The organism is Ruegeria sp. CDSB013 (genome assembly GCF_059611165.1).
In genome coordinates this window covers 341786-361697 of sequence record NZ_JBXWPA010000002.1, presented here as the reverse complement: position 1 = coordinate 361697, position 19912 = coordinate 341786, and the positions used below count along the sequence as shown (strand labels likewise).

At 57.4% G+C, this 19912-nt stretch carries 21 protein-coding genes; 15 read left to right on the top strand and 6 right to left on the bottom strand.

Features of this window, described 5'->3' with window-relative positions; all coding sequences use genetic code 11:
- Nucleotides 1-10: 10 nt before the first annotated feature.
- From AC2FJF_RS05270 to AC2FJF_RS05235, 8 genes are all read left to right on the top strand, one after another.
- Nucleotides 11-1198 (top strand): alpha-hydroxy acid oxidase, encoded by a 1188-nt coding sequence (locus AC2FJF_RS05270; RefSeq protein WP_496723564.1) that lies wholly within the window; start codon nucleotides 11-13, stop codon nucleotides 1196-1198.
- A gap of 1008 nt (nucleotides 1199-2206) precedes the next feature.
- On the top strand, nucleotides 2207-2398 hold the full coding sequence (locus AC2FJF_RS05265; RefSeq protein ID WP_496723865.1) for an IS66 family transposase zinc-finger binding domain-containing protein: 192 nt from the start codon (nucleotides 2207-2209) through the stop codon (nucleotides 2396-2398).
- Between the two features lie 299 nt (nucleotides 2399-2697).
- Nucleotides 2698-3000, top strand: a complete 303-nt coding sequence (locus AC2FJF_RS05260) for an IS66 family transposase (protein WP_496723863.1) — start codon at nucleotides 2698-2700, stop codon at nucleotides 2998-3000.
- Nucleotides 3001-3819: 819 nt separating this feature from the next.
- Nucleotides 3820-4266, top strand: coding sequence for a phasin family protein (locus AC2FJF_RS05255; RefSeq protein WP_496723562.1), 447 nt, complete (start codon nucleotides 3820-3822; stop codon nucleotides 4264-4266).
- Between the two features lie 185 nt (nucleotides 4267-4451).
- Nucleotides 4452-5489: a tRNA dihydrouridine(20/20a) synthase DusA gene (gene dusA / locus AC2FJF_RS05250; protein WP_496723560.1), complete on the top strand. Its 1038-nt coding sequence runs from the start codon at nucleotides 4452-4454 to the stop codon at nucleotides 5487-5489.
- A 40-nt stretch (nucleotides 5490-5529) separates the two neighbouring features.
- Nucleotides 5530-6354, top strand: coding sequence for a sulfite exporter TauE/SafE family protein (locus AC2FJF_RS05245; protein ID WP_109311481.1), 825 nt, complete (start codon nucleotides 5530-5532; stop codon nucleotides 6352-6354).
- Nucleotides 6351-7133, top strand: coding sequence for a hypothetical protein (locus tag AC2FJF_RS05240; protein WP_496723558.1), 783 nt, complete (start codon nucleotides 6351-6353; stop codon nucleotides 7131-7133). Before AC2FJF_RS05245 ends, AC2FJF_RS05240 begins: the two co-directional genes overlap by 4 nt.
- Before the next feature lie 33 nt (nucleotides 7134-7166).
- Nucleotides 7167-7895: a SpoIIAA family protein gene (locus AC2FJF_RS05235; protein WP_472724050.1), complete on the top strand. Its 729-nt coding sequence runs from the start codon at nucleotides 7167-7169 to the stop codon at nucleotides 7893-7895.
- Between the two features lie 269 nt (nucleotides 7896-8164).
- Here AC2FJF_RS05235 and AC2FJF_RS05230 read toward each other — a convergent pair whose 3' ends face one another.
- From AC2FJF_RS05230 to ccmI, 3 genes are read right to left on the bottom strand one after another with little or no spacing between them, the layout of a single operon-like run.
- The gene (locus tag AC2FJF_RS05230) at nucleotides 8165-8398 is read right to left on the bottom strand and encodes a DUF1289 domain-containing protein (RefSeq protein WP_058274068.1); all 234 of its coding nucleotides are present in this window, start codon (nucleotides 8396-8398) and stop codon (nucleotides 8165-8167) included.
- An 18-nt stretch (nucleotides 8399-8416) separates the two neighbouring features.
- Nucleotides 8417-8881 (bottom strand): Holliday junction resolvase RuvX, encoded by a 465-nt coding sequence (gene ruvX, locus AC2FJF_RS05225; protein WP_058278324.1) that lies wholly within the window; start codon nucleotides 8879-8881, stop codon nucleotides 8417-8419.
- On the bottom strand, nucleotides 8878-10104 hold the full coding sequence (gene ccmI / locus AC2FJF_RS05220; protein WP_496723555.1) for a c-type cytochrome biogenesis protein CcmI: 1227 nt from the start codon (nucleotides 10102-10104) through the stop codon (nucleotides 8878-8880). Before ccmI ends, ruvX begins: the two co-directional genes overlap by 4 nt.
- Before the next feature lie 196 nt (nucleotides 10105-10300).
- On the opposite strand from ccmI, the gene AC2FJF_RS05215 reads away from it, so the two are divergent.
- From AC2FJF_RS05215 to AC2FJF_RS05195, 5 genes are read left to right on the top strand one after another with little or no spacing between them, the layout of a single operon-like run.
- Complete coding sequence (locus AC2FJF_RS05215) at nucleotides 10301-11545, top strand: sarcosine oxidase subunit beta family protein (protein WP_108860433.1); 1245 nt, start codon at nucleotides 10301-10303, stop codon at nucleotides 11543-11545.
- 23 nt (nucleotides 11546-11568) lie between these two features.
- The gene (locus AC2FJF_RS05210) at nucleotides 11569-11766 is read left to right on the top strand and encodes a hypothetical protein (protein ID WP_496723553.1); all 198 of its coding nucleotides are present in this window, start codon (nucleotides 11569-11571) and stop codon (nucleotides 11764-11766) included.
- Nucleotides 11760-12089, top strand: coding sequence for a sarcosine oxidase subunit delta (locus AC2FJF_RS05205; protein ID WP_109311456.1), 330 nt, complete (start codon nucleotides 11760-11762; stop codon nucleotides 12087-12089). The genes AC2FJF_RS05210 and AC2FJF_RS05205 overlap by 7 nt, the downstream gene beginning before the upstream one ends.
- Before the next feature lie 43 nt (nucleotides 12090-12132).
- Nucleotides 12133-15147, top strand: coding sequence for a sarcosine oxidase subunit alpha family protein (locus AC2FJF_RS05200; protein WP_496723550.1), 3015 nt, complete (start codon nucleotides 12133-12135; stop codon nucleotides 15145-15147).
- Nucleotides 15140-15706, top strand: coding sequence for a sarcosine oxidase subunit gamma (locus tag AC2FJF_RS05195; protein WP_496723548.1), 567 nt, complete (start codon nucleotides 15140-15142; stop codon nucleotides 15704-15706). Before AC2FJF_RS05200 ends, AC2FJF_RS05195 begins: the two co-directional genes overlap by 8 nt.
- A 42-nt stretch (nucleotides 15707-15748) precedes the next feature.
- On the opposite strand, the gene AC2FJF_RS05190 is transcribed toward AC2FJF_RS05195, so the two are convergent.
- The gene (locus AC2FJF_RS05190) at nucleotides 15749-16147 is read right to left on the bottom strand and encodes a hypothetical protein (protein WP_496723547.1); all 399 of its coding nucleotides are present in this window, start codon (nucleotides 16145-16147) and stop codon (nucleotides 15749-15751) included.
- 101 nt (nucleotides 16148-16248) lie between these two features.
- On the bottom strand, nucleotides 16249-17010 hold the full coding sequence (locus AC2FJF_RS05185; protein ID WP_496723545.1) for an FkbM family methyltransferase: 762 nt from the start codon (nucleotides 17008-17010) through the stop codon (nucleotides 16249-16251).
- Nucleotides 17011-17111: 101 nt separating this feature from the next.
- On the opposite strand from AC2FJF_RS05185, the gene AC2FJF_RS05180 reads away from it, so the two are divergent.
- Nucleotides 17112-17711, top strand: a complete 600-nt coding sequence (locus tag AC2FJF_RS05180) for a superoxide dismutase (RefSeq protein ID WP_113789565.1) — start codon at nucleotides 17112-17114, stop codon at nucleotides 17709-17711.
- Nucleotides 17712-17911: 200 nt separating this feature from the next.
- Here the strand turns inward: AC2FJF_RS05180 and AC2FJF_RS05175 are convergent, their stop codons facing one another.
- Nucleotides 17912-18736, bottom strand: a complete 825-nt coding sequence (locus AC2FJF_RS05175) for a tyrosine-protein phosphatase (protein ID WP_496723543.1) — start codon at nucleotides 18734-18736, stop codon at nucleotides 17912-17914.
- A gap of 201 nt (nucleotides 18737-18937) precedes the next feature.
- Here AC2FJF_RS05175 and AC2FJF_RS05170 point away from each other — a divergent pair, with 201 nt between their 5' ends.
- A complete protein-coding gene (locus AC2FJF_RS05170) occupies nucleotides 18938-19849 on the top strand; it encodes a LysR family transcriptional regulator (protein ID WP_496723541.1) in 912 nt (303 codons plus the stop codon).
- Nucleotides 19850-19912 lie beyond the last annotated feature (63 nt).

The following is a 19912-nucleotide window of genomic DNA, read 5'->3' as shown; positions in this document are numbered from 1 at the left end:
AGGAAGAGACATGCGCCTGAAGGACTGCCATAACTTCCAGGACTTCCGCAGGCTGGCCAAGCGCCGCCTGCCGGGGCCGATCTTTAACTACATCGACGGCGGCGCGGACGATGAGGTGACGTATCGCGAAAACACCCGGACGTTTGAACGATGTGATCTGTTGCCCTCCGTTCTGCGCGGGGTGAAAGACGTGGACATGTCCGTCACGGTCATGGGCCAAAAGCTGGATATGCCGGTCTATTGCTCGCCGACTGCGCTGCAACGGTTGTTCCACCATCAGGGGGAGCGTGCAGTGGCCGCGGCGGCCGAGAGATTCGGGACCATGTTTGGTGTGTCGTCGCTGGGCACTGTTTCGCTAGAAGAATTGCGCCAGAAGCATAAGAACCCGCAGGTCTATCAATTCTACTTCCACAAGGATCGCGGCCTGAACTCTGCCATGATGCAGCGCGCCAAAGAGGCGGGCGTCGAGGTGATGATGCTGACCGTCGACAGCATTACCGGCGGCAATCGTGAACGTGACTTGCGAACGGGATTCTCGATCCCATTCCGCCTGACTCTGGGTGGGATGATCCAATTCGCGGTCAAACCGATGTGGGGCATCAATTATGTCACGCATGAAAAGTTCCGCCTGCCGCAACTGGATGAACATGTGGATATGGGTGGCGGTGCCAGCTCGATCGGCGGCTATTTCACCGATATGCTGGACCCGTCGATGGACTGGGATGATGTGGCCGAGATGGTGCGTGAGTGGGATGGCCAGTTCTGCCTTAAAGGTATCATGACAGTCGAGGACGCACGCCGCGCGGCTGAGATCGGGTGTACCGGAATCATCCTTTCAAACCATGGCGGTCGACAGTTGGACGGCTCGCGCACCCCGTTTGACCAGTTGGCCGAAATCGTCGATGCGGTCGGCGACCGTGTGGACGTGATGATGGACAGCGGTATTCAGCGCGGGACCCATGTGCTCAAGGCGTTGTCGCTGGGCGCCAAGGCGGTCGGGGTAGGGCGGCACTATCTGTATCCGTTGGCCGCCGCTGGCCAACCGGGTGTCGAACGGGCGTTGGGATTGATGCGGGCTGAGATCGAGCGCGATATGAAGCTGATGGGCGTTACGCGGATCGATCAACTGACGCGCGGTAACCTGCGCGTCCGTGAACCAGCGACGGATCTGGGCAAAGTGCAGCGGAACGCGGCATGACCAATAAAGCCCTCATACCCAAGTTCCGCGCCATCGTTGGCCCGCGCTATGTATCAACAGGCGCAGGCGCGACCGAACGGTTCTGCCGAGGATTCAGAACGGTTGAGGGTTAGGCGCTGAGCGTTGTTCTACCCGGTACCCTGCTGGAGCAGTGGAATGTACTGCGGGCCTGTGTCGCCACCGAACTTCGGTCGACAATTCGTCAGCCTCCAGGATGTTAGTTGTTTGTTTTGGGAAAGCTGGCTGATCCAGTGGGAAACATACCACAATCTGTAATGATACACGTGGGTTGGGGATTGCAACAATTATTGGTTGCTCGTTGGTTGATCTTATACCGGCTTGTACCTCCGTTCAGCTGTACCTGTCCGGCGATCTCAACCTAATGCTTTTGGTACAGCCGACCTTTTTGCCAGCGGCGATTGGTTCCGGAGGCCGTTGTGGCCATTTTCTGAAGATCATCTGGTGATATCAGCTAGGGCCCTTGTTCTCTAAGCGGCTGGAGAAAGGCCGATTTGCGTGGTCCGTAGTGAAGGATGGCAAGATCAGCGTGACGCTTGCGCACTAGTCGATGTTGTTGGAGGGCATCGACTGGCGGCTGCCGCAATAGACCTGACCGAGGCTCAGCATGGAATAGATCAATAAACATGGGTCTTTTGTCCCTTTCAGGATCCACCTGGCTTCGCCGATCTAACACAAGATCAGCGATGCCGAACGACCTAGACATTGGATCCGATGACCCTGCCGAACCAAAGTGCTGCTGGCGGCCGAGGTCAACTCTCAGGCGTTGGCGATAGAGAAGCTCCAGCAACAACTGACTGGCCACAACCGGCATCGCTACGGGTCAATTTGGAGAACCTGATTCAGCGCTAACTTTCGTTCGAAGAAGATAAACAGATTTCAACGTGAGCCAAGGTACAGGCTGATCTCACGCCTAATGTTGAAGAAAGCAAGCCCACCCGGCAACACAGCCGCAAACCGTTTCCTGAGCATCTAGATCGGCAGCAGTAGATCCTTTCGCTAGGGAAGGAATGCACGCATTGTGGCCGAATACTGAAGTCTCTGGGCGAAGATGTGACCGAAGAACTGGAATATGTTTCGGGCCGGTTTGTCGTGAACTGTAGCGTCTGGCCCGGCAAGGCTTGTCCGGATTGTGAGGCTTTTATTCAATCCGCACCTCACTCGCACCCGATAGAACGCTAGCGATCAGGGCTAGGCTTGTCGGCCCATATACTGGCCTCAAAGTATGCGGACTACCTTCCACTCTACCCAGAATTAATACCACGATGGTATCGATCTGGAACGCTCGATCCTGACCGACTGGGTGGGCCAGTCCATTGCCGTGCTGGAACCACTGGCAGATGCCATACGAGCCTATGGTGTCACAGGGTGAGGCTGTTTTTGCTGATGATATGGCGCTGAAGACGCGGGCGCTTGGTCAGAAAAAGACCAGAACCGCGTTAGTCTGGACCTAGGTTCGGGATGAACGACCGTGGTCGGGTCTGTGCGCCAAAGATGCACAATCTGACAATCTGTCCAGCTTTGCTGGACGGGCTCCACTACGTCCTTGGTATCAGTTTTCTGTCGACCGGAGGGGGGAGAATTCCATTAGTCATCTATCCGGATACAAGGGTTGGATTCACGCGGACGTCTATTCGGGCTGCAATGAGATGTTCGAAGAAAATAAAGCCCGCGAGGTGGCCTGGATGGTGCACGTCCGGCAAAAGTTCATCGGATTTATGCTGCACAGGGTTCGGCAATTGCCAAGAAAGCCATCCGCCGTATTGCGAAGCACTACGTCATGAAAAAAAGAGGCGCGGGTCGGATCGCTTAAGTAACCATTCGGTGTTTGTTTGTGCATCATTGCAGCCTGTTTTGTTTTCAACGCATACGCGTTGTCCTTGCGGCATGGATACATCCTATGCTCAAACCATGATGATCATAGAGATACCTGCATCCAGATCGGCCGCGTTGTGGACAACAATCGCAGTTTCGTTCCCAACGAAATCCATTTGGGCGGATCAGGCGAACAAGAGGTGAAATCCACAATGACAATGGTCGGTCCATACCATCTCCGTAAAACATCAATGTGAGCCAGATCGCTCGACGCTATTTCGATTGAGGCTGAGGGTGCTGAAATTAAGAAAACGCAACACGCATCTTGGACCAGGAGAACTTGGCCCTGCGTACTCTGACTGAACCCGGCTTGTGTTGGGAATACCATTTTTAGGGTGAAATTAACTTTGGTGTTACCACGGATGGCTTCAGCCCGGTTCCTCATCTCAATTCATTCTTTAGGATCATAAGCAGGACGACAGGCAAACCAACCTCCTCAAATTCGTCATGAGGTGGCTAGCGCCCAACCGAAAAACCAGGTGTTGCCGTAGTCCCGTGTGCCGCGTTCCTAAAATGTAATAGAACGGTTGGGCTCACAGGGCGGACACGTTTAGCCGGCGTCGGTGACCTATGTGCAGGTTAAGGTAAGCGGTTGATTTTAAGGTATTTCGTGGAAGAATTCCGCAGTGCAGCAATAAAACTCTTGCAATGCTGCGGTGCGGCATCCATATTGTCCTCAAGCTGATGAAAACCGGGGTGGGCCCGGTTCGGCAAAAGGATTTAGAACAATGGCAAAGACGCAAGATTTCACCGCGACCCTGAAAGACGTTATGGGCGCGTTCCCCGTTGACACCACCGCTCTGGAAGGTGCTTTCAAATCGACCGCGACGCTGAACGAAAAGCTGTCGGGTGTTGCACTGGAAGCGGCTGAAAAGTCGGCTGAGATCTCGAACAAATGGACCAAGGACACCCTGGCCAAGCTGACCGAGATGTCGAAAGCCAAGGCAGAGCCTGCAGATTACGCCAAAGCGGCCACCGACTTCGCCAGCGCATCGGCTGAAGTTGCAGCTGAAAACATGGCAGCCTTCGCAGAGATCGCGAAAAAAGTTCAGTCCGAAACCGTTGAGCTGCTGATGGCAGCTGGCAAAGACGTCGCCGAAGACACAACCGCGGCCGTCAAAAAAGCCACCAACGACGTGACAGCAGCTGCCAAGAAAGCCGCTGCTGCCAAGTAAGCAAACGCCGCGAGGCGCACCCACTCCTCCCAATCGGTGCAATCGCGCAGGGCAGGTCGAAAGACCTGCCCTTTCTTTTTGTGCTGGAGTGCCTTTTAGGTACGCGTCTTGACCACAGCGCCCTTGGTTGCGAAACGCCGTCCGGTACAGTAAGCCACCTATTCAGTGTACACCGAGACCCATCCATGACCGCACCGTCAAACCCTGTTTCGCAGCGCCAACCGGCTTCCAAAGGCCTTGTCACCAAGGCCGCGAGGCTGTCGGTTGCGCCGATGATGGATTGGACAGACCGGCATTGCCGATTTGTGCACCGACTGCTCAGTCAGCAGACACTTCTTTACACGGAAATGGTAACCGCCCCGGCGTTGGTGCGGGGTGGCGCATTGCATTTGTTGGACTTCAGTTCGCAGGAACACCCCGTCGCGCTGCAATTGGGCAGTTCAGACCCAGAGGAAGTGTCGCAGGCGGCCCGGTTGGGCGCGCAAGCGGGGTATGATGAGATCAACCTGAATTGTGGTTGCCCCTCGGATCGGGTGCAATCGGGCACTTTCGGGGCCGTGTTGATGAAGGACCCCGTCCGTGTTGCCGACTGCGTTGCCGCGATGCGCGATGCGGTTGATGTTGAAGTCACTGTCAAATGCCGTATTGGGGTTGATGATCAGGATCCGGAACAGGTCCTGCCTGAGTTTCTGCAGGCCATTCATGAGGCCGGATGCCAGCGTGTGACAATCCACGCGCGCAAGGCTTGGCTGCAAGGGCTTAGCCCTAAGGAAAATAGGGATATCCCGCCCTTGGACTATGATCTTGTGCACCGGATGAAGGGGGCGTTCCCGGACCTGCATATCTCAATCAATGGCGGTATCACGTCTTTGAATCAGGCGAAGGCGCAACTGGATGCCGGATTGGACGGGGTTATGATCGGCCGCGCGGCCTATCATCAACCCACGGATATTCTGGCCGAGGCGGATGCCTTGATTTTTGGCGGCGGTCAGGTGGCTGATCCGATTGATGTCGTTCACAAAATGGTGCCCTATGTCGAAAACCACCTTGCCGGGGGCGGGCGTCTGCACCAGATCACGCGTCACATGCTGGGCCTGTTTGCCGGACGTCCCGGCGCGCGCGCGTGGCGTCGAGCCCTTTCCGAGGGCGCGGTCCACGACGGGGCAGGCCCCGAAGTGATGCTGCAAGCTCTGGACAGCATTGCACCTTTGGCAGAGGTTTGACGAGAACGGAATACGGCCAAATGGCCGGTTTGGGGGGATGATGCCCGAGACGATGTTACTGGCCCAGATGTTGGGCCTTTTGCTTGTAATCGGGGCGCTGGCCGGTGTCTTGGCTGGCTTGCTGGGTGTCGGCGGCGGCATCGTTCTAGTGCCCGCGTTTTTCTATGCGTTCCAAACACTTGGATATGGCGGCCCACAGTTGATGCAGCTGTGTCTTGCGACCTCACTGGCAACCATCATCGTCACCTCATTGCGATCCGTCTTGGCGCACAACAAGAAAGGCGCGGTAGACTGGGATATTTTGCGCGGTTGGGGGCCGGGAATTGCAGTTGGTGCAATTGTCGGCGTGCTGGTCGCCTCGGCGCTACGAACCGAAGCCTTGCAAGCCTTGTTCGGAGTGTTGGGCATGGTCATCGGCGCTTATCTGGGCTTGGGCAAATCGGAATGGCGGCTTGGTGATGTGATGCCAAAAGGCGTGAAGCGGGCCGTTTTGTCACCTTCAGTCGGGTTCCTTTCAGTTCTGATGGGCATTGGCGGCGGTAGCTTTGGCGTGCCGCTGATGAGTCTGTTCAACACGCCCATCCACAGGGCGGTTGCAACGGCGGCCGGGTTTGGCGTGATCATCGCCGTGCCTTCAGTTCTGGGCTTTCTATTCTTGGACATAGCGCCTGAACACCGCCCGCCGTTCACAATTGGCGCTGTCAATTTGATAGCATTTGCAATTGTCGTGACCATGACCATGATCACCGCGCCGTGGGGTGTGAAACTGGCGCATGCGATGGACCCCAAACCATTGAAGCGCGTGTTCGCGGTGTTTCTGACGCTGGTCGCCTTGAACATGCTTCGCAAGGCGTTGGGGCTATGACCGATTTTTGGGACAAGGGCTGGATCAGGTTTCCACACGATCCGACACTTGCCCAATGGGTTGAACACGCTTTGCCGCAAGCCCGCGTCTCGGTCACAGATCCAACCTTTGCGGAATGGCTGGATTGCGAAGGCACGTGGTTCATCGGCGTGGATGCGCTGGATAACGATCCAGAGGGCAGGGTGGGGCAATCAGACCTTTTGTCAGGTCAGGCGATGGACTTTATCGCCGAACATTACGGGCGGTTGCCACTGCACAAGGGGCAGGTCTCGGTCGTTTATCCCGGTTATCCCCGCCCTCGTCGTGGCGAAAACGAAGCCGCCAGCAGATACCGGCGGAACCGTGACGCGGCGCATGTGGACGGTTTGCGTCCCATGGGGCCGGATCGCCGACGACGGGTGGATGAGCCACACGCATGGATCCTTGGTATTCCGCTGACCGAGGCCAGCGCGGATGCCGCACCGATGGTTCTGTGGGAAGGCAGCCACAAGATTCTGGGTGCAACCTTTCAGCGTGCCATGGAAGGCCAACCCACGGACAGTCTGCACCAGATTGACGTCACCGACATATATCAGACCGCCCGTCGTGAGGTGTTTGAAACCTGCCCCCGTATCGAACTGCCTGCAAAACCGGGTGAGGCCTATCTGCTGCATCGCCACTGCCTGCACGGCGTCGCGCCTTGGGCCGAGGGGGCGACCGCCGGGCCGGATGGACGGATGATCGCCTATTTTCGTCCGGAATGCGCGGGGGGAGTAGCCGAGTGGATCGAATCCCCGTAACCTGTTGCCATTATTCAGGTTTGGAGGTTTTCGATGATTACGGTTCATACGCATTCTGAAGGGGCCCAGATTGAGGTCGAGCTGTCCGGCGAAGTGACAAGCAAAGATTACAGCGAGACATTGGTCCCCGCGATCGAAGCGGCGTTAGAGGCTCATGATGCGGTGCGTTTGTTGGCGATCGTGCAGCCAGAGTTCAAAGGCTATGATCTTGGGGCCGCGTGGTCCGATACCAAGCTGGGTCTCAGCCACTGGCGCGGGTTTGACCGTATCGCAGTTGCGGCTGATCAGGGCTGGGTGCAGACCAGCATCCGTCTGGCCGCGCCGATTCTGCCATGCCCCGTTCAGGTGTTTGAACTTTCGGAACTTGAGGCCGCGCGCCGTTGGATGCGCGAGTCGCTGGGTGCCATTCATGTGACCGATCTGGGCGGACCCTGCGTGCAGATCAGCCTGATGGGCAAATTGGATCCCGAGGAGTACCAGCAGGCAGAGCGTGATCTGGATACCTTGCTAAGCTCAAAGAACGGGTTCCGTCTGTTGATCGACCTGCGCGAGTTTGACGGCTGGCAGGGGCTGACCGCACTGGCCGCGCATTTCCGCCTGGCCCGAGGGCATGTGGGAATGCTGGATCGCGCCGCCATCGTCGGGGACAAAGCGTGGCAGCATATGGCGCAGCGTGTCGCCAGTCACGTTCTGGGTGCCCGTACGCAGTTCTTTCCTTCTGAGGATTTCGAAAACGCAAAATCCTGGCTTGCAGCCGGGTAAGACGGCGGCCGGCAGAGCGAAAGATTTCGCCTGGCTTTACCATTACGTAAGGTTAAATTTTCGGCTGTTTATTTTTTCTTGATCAGTCGGTCAAAAAAAGATTAAACGTGTTTTAGTCTTCCGTATGACCACTTCGGAAGACCTTAAATGCTGAAGAGCGCCGCTGTGGGTTGCCACTCACTTACGCATGTCGTCGAACTTGATCCCCCCCTCGGAGTTCAGACCGACCCGCAGCGGCGCGAATTCAGCCAAAAAGCCAGAAGTAGATATCAGGATTTGTTCATACGCGCAGCTCGTCCACCGCGACGTTTGGCAAGGCGGGGTTTGCGTGCAGGCAGATCTTCCATGATTTCGGCACGCTCAACGCTGTCCATTTTCGACCAGCGCGTGATCTCATCAATGGTGCGATAACAACCGGTACAGATGCGCTCGGTCGGGTGCACGACGCATATCTGGATGCAAGGGCTCTCGACCTCGTTCCTTTTCCAGACCATGTTTGTCATCGGTACACCCCGTTGCCCTTAAAGAAAGCGCAGCCTGTCCAGCGCTCCTTGTAGAATATAGCCTGCCGCAACGTGATCGATAACCTGTCCGCGACGTTTTCGTGACGTATCCGCCTCAAGAAGTGCCTTTTCCGCCGCGACTGTGCTTAGCCGTTCGTCCCAGAAGCTGATTGAAACCTCGGTCAGACGTGACAGATTTCGGGCAAAAGCGCGGGTCGATTGGCACCGGGGGCCTTCGGTGCCGTCCATGTTTTTGGGCAGGCCGAGTACGACACCACCAATCTCGCGGTCCGCGATGATGTCCAGCAATCGGGCCGAATCCAGGGTGAATTTCTTGCGCCGCACGGTCTCAAGCGGGCTGGCCACGCCGCGCATCCGGTCGGACACGGCCACGCCGATGGTCTTTTCGCCCAGATCCAACCCCATCAGGGCAGTCATAGGGGACAATGCGGCGGCGAAGTCTTCGAACTCGTCGTAAATCATTGAGCAATACCTGCCTGAAGTGCGGCAGCGTCGATGATCTCCAGCGCGTCGGCGTTTCCGGCAAAGACCGCCATGGCTTCGTTCCTGATGTCGATGGCGCGCTGTCCTTCGCCCAGAACGCCCAGTGCCGCGATCAGACGGGCCCAATCCTCGGGCGCGCCTCCTTCGGTGGCCAACCGGTCGGAGAGCTGATTAACCATGCCTCGGATCATCTCTTGTCGTTCTTCCGGGGTCAGCGCAGCGGCAGCCTCGACGTCATCCTGGCTTGGGCCGGGTCCTGCGGGGGCCGAAACCTCGGGCGCGTTGAACACCCCTGCGCGAAAGGCCAGCTCATCCAGTTGGGCCAGAATTGCGTCGACCCATGGCGCGCCGGCCGGTGCGTTGCGCAATGCGTCGGTCCAGATGCGATACCCGATGTCGGGGCGCCCGACCTGCACCATCATCTGGCCAAGGTAATACAGCGCCGGGCCATGTCGCGGATCGCGTTTTAACGCTTCGCGCAATGCAGCTTCGGCTTCGGGGGATACATATCCCCTCGCCGACAAGATCATCATTTCGGCCAGATGCGAATAAGCGTCTGCAGGGACAGCGTCGCCAGACAATTCGATCACGCGCTGCTGGGCCTTGTAAGCGGCCGAAAAGTTGCCTGCGTTCGCCTCGTGTTGCGCCAAAAGAACATGGCCTTGCAGGTCATCGGGACGCGCTTCAACGGTTTCACGCAACTGCTCCAAAAGCGCTGCATAACTCTCTTCCAGCTGAGGCAAGGGCGCAGGTGTTGTAGTGGCCTCGAATTCAGCCTGGCTGGGGCGTTCCGCGCGCAAGGTTTCCGCTCGATCAATACGCAGCGACAGAGGTTGGTCCGGTAGCCCCGCCGCGCCCATCCGGTCGTACATCCAGGCCGCACCGCCGACCAGGATAAGACCCACGGCTGCGATAGTGGTGACCGAAGCCCAAAGTGGCGGTCCCGCTCGGGTCGACCGTGCCTGCATCTGGGCGTCTGCGGCCAGAATACGGCGCGAAATTTCGGTGCGAACACGCTCGGCATCGGCTTCGCCGATGACACCTCGGGCCAGATCCTTGTCGACGCTCGCCAGCTGTTCGCGATAAACGCGTAGGTCATAGGCCGCTGCGGGTTCGCGTGCGTCGCGCGTTCGCAGGATGGAATAGCCCAGGAACACTGCAGTCACGGCAGCTGTTAGGATGATCAGGACCCAGAACGACATGGTTTCTCCGATTTGGCTGCCCTGACTTAGACCTCTCTGCGGGCCGACAAAAGGGACAAATGGCCGCTGGCCGACTTCGTGTCGCAATAATGGGGCCTATGTCGCAATAGTGCGATATTACGGCGTTGAACGGCAGGGGCGCGCTGGCGTTACGCGGCATATCTTCGCGCAATCACCGAACCGGATGGATTCGCCTATGAAACACTATTCAGCCTTTGCTGTAGCGCGCGAAGCGCTGCGCTATCACACCGGATGGGAACGCGCCTGGCGTTCGCCCGAACCCAAGAAGAAATACGACGTGATCATCGTCGGTGCGGGCGGTCATGGTCTGGCCACGGCCTATTATCTGGGTAAGAACTACGGCATCCAGAATGTCGCCGTGATCGAAAAAGGCTGGCTGGGCGGTGGTAACACCGGTCGTAACACGACGATCATCCGCTCAAACTATCTGCAGGACCCTTCGGCAGCGATCTACGAAAAAGCGCGCAGCCTGTACGAGGATCTGAGCCAGGAACTGAACTATAACATCATGTTCAGCCCCCGTGGCGTCATGATGCTGGCCCAGACTCAGCACGAAATTCGCGGCTATCAGCGCACGGCTCATGCCAACGCGTTGCAAGGTGTTCAGACCGAGTGGATCACCCCTGAGCGCGTTAAGGAACTGGTACCGATCATCAATATCGACGGTCCGCGCTATCCGGTTCTGGGCGCATTGTGGCAGGAACGCGGAGGTACCGCGCGTCACGACGCCGTGGCGTGGGGCTATGCCCGCGCCTGTTCCGCGATGGGCATGGACATCATCCAGCAATGCGAGGTCAAAGGCGTTCGGTCCGAAAACGGCCGCGTTGTTGGCGTCGATACCACCAAAGGTTCGATCGACTGTGACAAGCTGGGCATGGTGGTTGCGGGCCATTCAGGACAGTTGGCCGAAATGGCGGGCTTCCGTCTGCCGCTGGAGGCGATCGCGCTGCAGGCATTGGTGTCCGAGCCGATTAAGCCCTGCATGGACGTGGTCGTAATGGCCAACACCGTGCATGGTTACATGTCTCAGTCCGACAAGGGTGAGATGGTGATCGGCGGCGGTACTGACGCCTTCAACAACTACACCCAGCGCGGCAGCTTCCATCATATCGAGGAAACCGTTCGCGCACTGGTCGAAACCTTCCCGATGATCTCGCGCCTGAAGATGCTGCGCCAGTGGGGCGGGATTGTGGACATGACCGGCGACCGGTCTCCGATCCTGTCAAAAACGCCCTTGGGCGGCTGCTTTATCAATTGTGGCTGGGGCACGGGTGGCTTCAAGTCGATCCCCGGATCTGGATGGGGCATGGCGCAGCTGATGGCCACAGGTCACTCACCGCTGACCGAAGCCTTTACGCTCGACCGCTTCAAAGAGGGCCGCTTCATCGACGAAAGCGTCGCGGCCGGGGTGGCACACTGATGTCAGTCGCCCCAATGTGCCCCATGAATGGTTTCGGAACTATTCGGGCCGTCAGATCTTGGTTTGATGGTTTTCTTTTCCTCGGATCGGAAAATGAAAAAGGCGATCAGGCCAAAGAAGACGAGCGTGCCGACTACGGTCAATACAATGGTCAAAATATCCATGCCTACGATCTGGGCGTGTGGTCCAAAGAATTCAAGCGAGGAGTAGCCTCATGCTGATCCTGAACTGCCCGTATTGCGGCGTCGACGCCGAAGAATCTGAACTGTCCGCCGGAGGTGAGGCGCATCTGAAACGCTTCGGTCCCGGCTCGTCGGATGGCGAATTCCACGACTACCTGTTCATGCGTGAAAACCCCAAAGGCGTTCATTTCGAACGCTGGCGCCACAGCAACGGCTGCGGCAAGTGGTTCCACGCCGCTCGCTGCACACAAACGCTCGAAGTGTTCGGAACCTATTCCGCCCAGACCACCGAGCCGCCGAAAGAACTCAAGGACGCAATCACTGCAAAGCGCCCTGGCTGGACGTGGAGAGAGTACGAATGATCCGCGCTGCCATCCCTAATTCCGCCTGCGAAAGGTCCGCAACATGAGCACCCGTCTCGCAAAACAAGGCCGGCTGATTGACCGGTCGAAACAGGTCACATTCACCTTCAACGGCACTTCGATGCAGGGGTACGAGGGGGACACGCTGGCCTCGGCCCTGCTGGCCAATGATCAGATGATGATGGGCCGGTCGTTCAAATACCACCGCCCGCGTGGCGTTGTCGCCAGCGGCGCGGAAGAGCCGAACGCGCTGGTCGGCCTGGGGCAGGGTAACCGGTTCGAGCCGAACCAGCGCGCCACCACGACCGAGCTGTTCAACGGCCTGACCTCAATTTCACAGAACCACTGGCCGAACCTGGAATTCGACATCGGTGCGGTGAACACTGCACTGGCGCGGTTCCTGCCAGCGGGCTTCTACTACAAGACGTTCATCCACCCCAAGCCATTCTGGAAACACGTCTATGAGCCGATCATCCGGCGGTCGGCCGGTCTGGGTAAAGCACCCGACAAAGACAACCGCGACGCAGACACCTACGAGCACTTCTACGCCTTCACCGACGTTCTGGTGATCGGTGGCGGTGTCGCCGGGTTGCAAGCGGCCAAGGCGGCGGCCGAGACCGGTGCGAAGGTTCTGCTGATCGAGCAAACCGCGCATTGGGGTGGGCGCGCTCCGGTTGATGGCGGGACCATCAATGATGAGCCTGTGGATAAGTTCGTGGAACAATTGGTTTCCAAATTGGAAACAATGGACAACGTTATCATGCGCAACCGCTGCATGGGCGCGGGCGTCTATGACCATGGTTATGTGCTGGGGTATGAGCGTCTGAACGACCATAAACCGGGCACACAAGGTCCCCGTCATCGCCTGTGGCGTATTCGGGCCAAGCAGGTCGTCACTGCGACAGGCGCCATCGAACGCCCGCTGTCCTTTGCGGGCAACGATGTTCCGGGCGTCATGCTGGCTTCGGCCATGCGCGACTATGTGGTGAACTGGGGCGTGACCCCGGGCGAGCGTGTGATCGTAGCGACCAACAATGACGACGCTTATCGCACAGCGATCATCCTCAAACAGGCAGGTGTCGATGTTCTGCGTGTGATCGATGCGCGCGCTGCGGCCGGACCACTGGCTGAAGAGGCGCGACAGCTTGGTATTCGGGTCGACCCCGGCAAGGCCATTGCCAAAGTCAAAGGCGGCAAGCGCGTCAAGAAGGTCGAGATCTGCAATCAGGAAGGCATCGGTGGCGCTCGCGAAGAAGTTGAGTGCGACGCGGTTGCCATGTCGGGCGGCTGGTCTCCGGTTGTTCACATGTGGTCGCATTGCGGTGGCAAGCTGATCTGGGACGAGGCGAACGCACATTTCCGCCCCGATCCCGCGCGTCCTCCGCTGGGCGCGAATGGGGAAGGGTTCGTTGTGGCCGCTGGCGCCTCAAATGGTCCGCTGGCGCTGGGTGATGTTCTGACTGACGCGCACGCCGCCGGCAAAGCGGCCGCCAAGGCGGCTGGCTTCAAGCCGAAAAACACTAAGGCTCCGGCTGGTGAGACCACGCAAGAGGCTGCTATGGAAGCGGTCTGGTTGATGCCCGCCAACGCCGACGTGCAGCTACGCATGAAATCGTGGCTGGACTTCCAGAATGACGTCAAGGTTTCGGACGTTCAACTGGCCGCGCGCGAAGGCTATGAAAGCGTCGAACATACCAAGCGGTACACCACGCTGGGCATGGCGACGGATCAGGGTAAGTTGAGCAATATCAACGGACTGGCGATCCTTGCTGATGCGTTGGAGTCGGAAATTCCGAAGGTTGGCACCACCACCTTCCGCCCGCCGTATACCCCTATCTCGATGGGTGCGATTGGCGGCGAAGCGCGGGGTGAGGTGTTCCAGCCGATCCGTCAGACACCGATGCATGACTGGCACGACGAGAACGGCGCCGATTGGGAACCGGTCGGTCACTGGCGCCGGACCTATGCCTATGTGCGACCCGGCGAATCCGTGCATGACGCCGTGAATCGCGAGGTGAAGAACACACGTGATAATCTCGGTCTGCTGGATGCCTCGACACTTGGCAAACTGATCGTCAAAGGTCCCGATGCCGGTAAATTCCTGGACATGATGTACACCAACATGATGTCCACGCTGAAGATCGGCAAATGTCGCTATGGCCTGATGTGCTCGGAAAACGGGTTCCTGATCGATGATGGCGTTGTCGCCCGCATCGACGAGGATACCTGGTTGTGCCACACAACCACCGGCGGAGCCGAACGCATCCATGCCCATATGGAAGAATGGCTGCAGACCGAGTGGTGGGACTGGAAAGTCTACGTCGCCAATGTGACCGAGCAGTACGCTCAGGTGGCAGTGGTCGGCCCCAATGCCCGCAAGCTGCTTGAAAAGCTGGGCGGCATGGATGTCAGCGCTGAGGCGCTGCCATTCATGGAGTGGCGGGATGGGCAGATCGGTGGTTTCGATTGCCGTGTCTACCGGATTTCATTCTCAGGTGAACTGAGCTGCGAAATCTCGGTCCCGGCCAGCCAGGGGCAAGCCTTCTGGACCGCTCTGATGGAGGCAGGCAAAGAGTTCGGAGTGATGCCGTACGGCACCGAGTGTCTGCACATCCTGCGGGCTGAAAAGGGCTTTATCATGATCGGGGACGAGACCGACGGCACCGTGATCCCGCAAGATCTGGGGCTGCACTGGGCGCTCTCGAAAAAGAAAGAGGACTACCTCGGTAAACGCGCCCATTCGCGCAGCCACATGGCCGATCCAGACCGCTGGAAACTGGTTGGTCTTGAGACTGTGGATGGTTCTGTCATCCCTGACGGAGCTTACGCAGTCGGTGAGGGCGTCAACGCCAACGGTCAGCGTAACATGATCGGTCGCGTTACCTCGACATATTACTCGGCCAACCTCGGAAAAGGCATCGCCATGGGTCTGATCAAGCACGGTCCAGACCGCATGGGCGAGATCGTCGAATTCCCGGGCACCGATGGCAAAACCTACAAAGCTAAGATCGTGGACCCGATCTTCTTCGACAAGGACGGGGAGAAGCAGAATGTCTGAACCCATCAGCGCACTGAACCACGCAAGCTATGATGGCATTGCCAAGGTCCAGGAATGTGGCCTGCAGGGCATGATTACCCTGCGCGGCGACCTGTCCGACAAGGTGTTGGCCAAGGCTGTCAAGGACGCAACGGGTCAAAAAATGCCCGGTCAGCGCGAAGCTCTGGTCGACGGTGAGTCCGGCGTTTGCTGGATGTCCACCGATGAATTACTGGTGCTTGTTCCCTACGCCGAGGTTGAGGCCAAACTGGCGACCATGACCAACGCGCTGAGCGGTGCACACGCGTTGGCCGTCAACGTCTCGGACGCCCGCGCGGTGTTCCGTATCTCGGGCAGCAATGCGCGTGAGGTGCTGGGCAAACTTGCCCCGGTGGAGCTGTCGGCTGAGGCATTTCAGCCAGGCCAGATCCGCCGTTCGCGTCTGGCGCAGGTGGCAGGGGCGTTCTGGATGGATGACGCCGATACCTTCCGTGTTGTCTGTTTCCGGTCGGCCGCAGACTACGTGTTCAAGCTGCTTAAAGTTGCGGCGCAGCCCGGCAGCGAAGTCGGGGTTTACTGAACCGAAGTGAAGTGAAAAGCCCCGGCCACACCGGGGCTTTCTTTACCCGGTGGTTACGCTGCATACTCCGGAACCATAAGGCTTGTTAGAAGCGCTTATGTGCGCAAAACTGGCGCGGACTTTGACCGTGTTTTTCGCTGAATTAAGATCTGCCTGATATTTCATACGCAGGCTTTGCCCTTCGCTTGACCGGAGGTCGACGTTCCAAAACATGCGGTATTCGCCACTGTTTTTCACTTTGAGTTTGGCGCTGGTCCAATCGTGATGGCCGCTGACAACTTGGGCTTCACGAGTGTTGGTGTCTACCTGAAAGTGATACTCGGGCGCGATCCAGCTATGGCCGTCCGTCTTCGTAATCTCACATTTGTTTTCGTCGGTACCAGCTAAAGCTGATTGCGCGGAAACAATCATCGCAGCAATCGCCGTAAGCGAAGCTTTCATTTTGGTTACCCATCAAACTATTCCGTGGGAGCTCTTCAACAAGCTCACACCTGGGTTGCAAGTGGGGAAACACCTACTTCGACAGGGCTCATGGCTGCCTTCTAGCCAGTAAACAAAACCGTACGGTACCGTGTCATTTCCGTTGGACTGAGGGCTTTCTGAACATCCAGCGGGCGCCCGGTTTCGTCAGTAATTTCAGAGTAAAAGGAGAGACTTTTCAGCAGGTCTGAGGTCCGCTGGTGTCTGTCCTCTTCAGCCAAAAGAGGCGAGTGGAGCGAGAGGTAGAGAGTAGGTCGCGTCCGTTTCAACCAGGGCAGGATCGTTGGCAGTACAAAAAACTCAGCCCCCTCAATATCCATCTTGACCAGCGAGACACCCGACAGGTCATTCGCGGCCTCGAACTGGTCCCATGCGATCGTCAAAGCGTCGTTGCCATGTGTTCCGTCATGCAAAAGTGAGCTGGTGGAATCGCCCGGCTCGCCGCGCACCGACGCAATGCGGGCCACTCCGAACTGATCCGACAACGCCACGCCAAAGGCCGAAACATTGCGGATGTCGTTCAGGTCGAGGTTCCAGGCCAAATGCCGAAAAGCCGTCGGATCCGGTTCGAAACACCAGACGTGCCGCGCTTGGCGGGCACCGTACAGAACCGTGGGGCCAATCCACGCACCGATGTCCAGATAATCCCGATCAGCCGACAGAAACCTGTCGAGCACCGCGAAGGTTTCAGGCTCCCACTTGCCATCTGACACCTTGCGCCAGAATTTCGAATGATATGGGTCCAGTCGAAACGGCTCGCCATTTAGCTGGCCCGCATAGTATCCGCGGGCGCGGTAAAACATCTTGCGCGCCTGTGTAAGCATCGCCTGCCTCCGGGTTTTCTTGTCTCGGCTCTTGACCTGCGGCGGCTGCCAAAGCATTTAACCTTGGGAACCGCAACTTACATTTTTAACAGGGGGCCGATATGGCTTTTGAACTTCCTGATCTTCCTTATGCACATGACGCGCTGGCAGCCAAGGGTATGTCCGCGGAAACACTGGAATATCACCACGACCTGCACCACAAGGCCTATGTCGACAACGGCAACAAGCTGATCGCTGGTACCGAGTGGGACGGCAAGTCGCTGGAAGAGATCATCGTTGGCACCTACGACGCAAACGCCGTCGCGCAAAACGGCATCTTCAACAACATCAGCCAGCTGTGGAACCACAACCAGTTCTGGGAAATGATGGGGCCCGGCGGCAACGCAATGCCCGGTGAGCTTGAAAAAGCACTGACTGAAAGCTTTGGCTCGGTTGACGAGTTCAAGTCGCAGTTCAGCGCTGCTGGTGCCGGTCAGTTCGGCTCGGGCTGGGCGTGGCTGGTCAAGAACGCAGACGGTTCGTTGGCTGTGACCAAGACTGAAAACGGCGTGAACCCGCTGTGCTTTGGTCAAACCGCGTTGCTGGGTTGCGACGTGTGGGAGCACTCCTACTACATCGATTTCCGCAACAAGCGTCCGGCTTACCTGTCGAACTTCCTCGACAATCTGGTGAACTGGGAAAACGTTGCATCGCGGATGTGATTGTTAACCCAATAAGGGTTTTTCAAGGGCCTGTTGGCGGTGACGCTGGCAGGTCCTTTCTTGTTTAGATAGCTGTTTTTGATGGTGATGCTGCGTTTTGCAATCCGCATCGATTGACTGCTTCGAGCCCGAAGCAACTGATGCTTCAGGTCGTACGATTGTCGGCAATTAGAAAACCGTTTTTTTCGTTTGTCAGCGCCTCAGTTCTGCACGAGTAGGTTTTGCCTGATCGCCTCCACCTCCTTATCACTGATGCCAAGAATATCGCGGCGATAAGTGTCAAAAGAGCCATGAGCATCCTTGACCGCCTGAAGAGAGGCTGTGATTTGTTCCGGATGCGCACCGAAGGCCGGGCGCAGCGAGTGGGGGCCCTTGCCAACCAGTTGCTCGAGCTCGTCGTAGGTGAAGGCATTGGTGGTCAGGTAATCGCGCACGACATCCTCTTCGGAATAGCCTAACGTCAACATGGTGACGGCCGCCATGTATCCTGTGCGGTCCTTTCCGCCTGCGCAGTGAAATAGCATCGGAAAGTTGTTCGCATCGGTGAGCAGATGCAGGAACCGGGACACCTGCGGATCAAACTTGGTCGCAAAGTCCCGGTAGCGGTCAATCCTGATCTGGCGCAGGTCGACATCGTGATCCGCAAGCATCTGGTCGATCTCATCGAACTTGCCGTCAAACCACATTGGGCGGATTTGAGACGCGATCTCGATGGGCATGATCTTGGCGATGTCGGCTGGATCCGAGCCAATGGGCAGATTGGCGTTGAAATCCACCGAAGGAATCTGCGCGTTTGGGTGCGTTTCCAGTTCTTCCGGGGTACGCAAATCAACGATGGTCTCGATAGCGAGGCCATTCAGCTCGGCAATGGCGGCATCGGAAAGGCCATCCAACTGATCCGAGCGAAAGAGCACACCGGGCCTGATCCCCGCATCAGGAGTTGTGAGTTCGCGAAAATTCTCAAGCCCATCGACCGGATGGGTAACTTTCACGTCTTCGCACTCCGATGGCAGATCAATGTCCAAAGCAGTATTGCAGGCTGTTGTTTGTGCGGTCGCTGCTCCGCCAGTGAATGTGCACGCAATTACCGCTGCCAAGCTCAATGGGGAGTGCGCTTTCATACCGTTTGTCCTCAATGCAAAAATCTCTTGATCAGATGCTCTTTAATCAGAGGAAGGATAGAAATAGAAAGTTAAAGTCCATATGATTTTTGGATGGAGGTACGAATGCCCGAAATCGAGCAGTTACGCGCTTTTGTCACTGCTGTTGAGTGTGGTTCGTTCTCGGCCGCTGCGCGAAAGCTGGGCAAAGCTCAATCTGCCATTAGCGCGACGATCTCCAATCTGGAAATCGATCTGGATCTGTCGCTATTCCACAGAGATGGCTATCGACCCGTGTTAACGGATGCCGGTGAGTCATTACTGAAGCACGCAAGGTCGGTATTGAGCAGCATGGACATGCTCCGAGGGCAAGCCGAAGCGTTGAGCGGATCTATTGAGCCCAGGTTTTCCTTCTTTGTCGAAGATGGGTTGTTGGTGGATCGTGTTCGAAGCCTGTTAACTGGCACAGCCGATAGGTTCCCAAGCTTAGAGCTCCGTGTGGAGCAGCTTTCGAGGGCTTCTGTTCTCAAGGCAGTTCAGTCAGGTGATGCGGACGCTGCTTTCGTATGTGAGGCGCCCAAGGAGGCGCAAAGCTACAGATGCCTGGGCGTCGGGTTTCAGAGGGTGGTGCCCGTGTGTCACGCTGACCACCCACTGGCTAAACTGGCGACCGTGGGGCGGAGAGACCTGTCCCAATACCGTCAAGCGGTGGAACCGAGTTCAGAAGCCTCAGTCGCTGGAGACCGCATATTCAGCCCGGACGTTTGGATCTCAAGCACTTCGATCACCAGAAAGGCGCTTGTGATAGCTGGCTTGGGTTGGGCAGAGTTGCCCGTCGTTTCGGTGGAGCGAGAAATCTTAGGCGGCGAGTTGAAGGTCCTGGAGTACGAATTCGCGCAGAACGCGATCCTGAGGACGTTGGATTTCCTCACAACAAACGCGACCAACCAAGGGCCTGTGATGAGGTGGCTGACGAGTGAAATCACAACTTGGGATCAGCGCGCCTGGATTGGCGATCATCAGGTTGGCAGGCGATAGCAATGCCGACATTCAAGCAAATTCAGCGAATTCACTGTTTGTCTGCAAAGCTGAATTGAATCG